The sequence below is a fragment of the Paraburkholderia sp. RL17-383-BIF-A genome, from assembly GCF_046028015.1.
Classification (GTDB): Bacteria; Pseudomonadota; Gammaproteobacteria; order Burkholderiales; family Burkholderiaceae; genus Paraburkholderia.
Genome location: NZ_JARESR010000074.1, coordinates 1 through 1,466, shown reverse-complemented (window position 1 = coordinate 1,466; position 1,466 = coordinate 1). Strand labels below are relative to the sequence as shown.

The window sequence follows — 1,466 nt, the reverse complement described above, 5'->3', positions numbered from 1 at the left end:
GCGTCGCTGATCGGCTGCCACCATGCGCCGTTAGCTGAGACCTTAGCCGAATGTGACGAGACCGAGCCATTCGCGGCGTACTGGTAATCGACTGCCAGTACACGGGCAAGTCCGCCATTCAACGAGCTTGCCGGTTCGTTATACTGAAAGGACTTTACGCGACCACGCTCGTCGTATCCAATGCTTGCCTGACCGCTATTACCCGCTATTTGCGTCGCGCGGTTCTCGGCATCGCGACCGAGGGTTTGCATTGCCCAACCGGATACGGCGTCCCGCGTCGTCGCGATGTTGCCACGCGCATCATAGGTGTAGGTCCAGTCCTCAGTCTTCACACCATTCCGGACGACAGTGGCAGACAGGAGACGGCCCGCCTGATCGTAGCGCGCCCCGACCGTCATCTGATCGCCCGCCGCAACCGCCTGCATTCCCTGTTCGCCCGTCGGGTCGGTTGTCTGCCACTCTGCGTAGCCGGTGACGTTACCTTCTGTGTCGTAGACGAACGCCCTGATCTTGCTCGGCATCGCGACCAGATGCGGACGCAGTGAACTGCTGTCGCTGTACTCAACGGTTGTTACCGTCTTGCTGCCCGCGACCGTTGCAACTGCTTTCGTTGGCCGGTTGGCGCCGTCCCACGTGTACTGTGTATTCCCATCCGGGGTAACTCTTTGCTTCAAGTTCCCTGAGGTATCCCACGTACGTGACACCGTGCCACCAGGTGTGGCAATAGAGCCAGGGCGCGACGTGTCGCCGACACTAAAGGAATATGTGCTGTTCCCAGCCAGGTTGCCGACCGTGGTCGTGCCCGAGCCATACCTCAGTGAAACATTACGCGTCGTGTCAGGATGCGTGACCGAGACCGCACGTCCACTGGAATCGTAGGTCCATGTTGCAATCCTCGAGCCTGATTCGTCCTTGATGCCGGTCAATGCGTTTGGAAAGCGGACATCTTCGTACAGATACTGGCGAACGTATCCAATTGGCGCGGTTACCGAAGCCAGATTACCTTTCGCATCGTACGCATAATGCGTGGCATTGCCCGAAGGAGGCACGACGCTCAAGATGCGACCGCTACCGTCGTAGGCCAGACTAAGTGTCAGCCGCGATGCGTTCTGTCCAATACGATCGACAGGCCACTGCACAATTGAATCAATCCTTTGTCCGACGTACTGAACCTCGCGGTACATACCTGTGCGGGTCGTCTCGGAGTGGAACAGACCTGTGCTGACCGAGTACGTTTCCGTCGTACCGATCCGTTCGTCTTTCAGGTGGAAGTAACCATCGCCAGCTTTCGTCAGGGCGAGACCCGACGTTCCTGGCACCGCCCACGCTCCATTAACCCACTTGAATATCAGAGGCTGCCCGTTACTCCGATAAGCGGAGATCTTTGGGGTGCTCGCATTGGCTGCGGTCAGATCAAGCCTTCGCTGCCAGTTGCTGACCCAATAGCCCCCCATCGCCGTCTGGGT

At 58.5% G+C, this 1,466-nt stretch carries 1 pseudogene; it reads right to left on the bottom strand.

From position 1 onward, the window contains the following. Nucleotides 1-1,466: pseudogene (locus tag P0D71_RS35970) on the bottom strand (DUF6531 domain-containing protein); the annotation flags it as partial.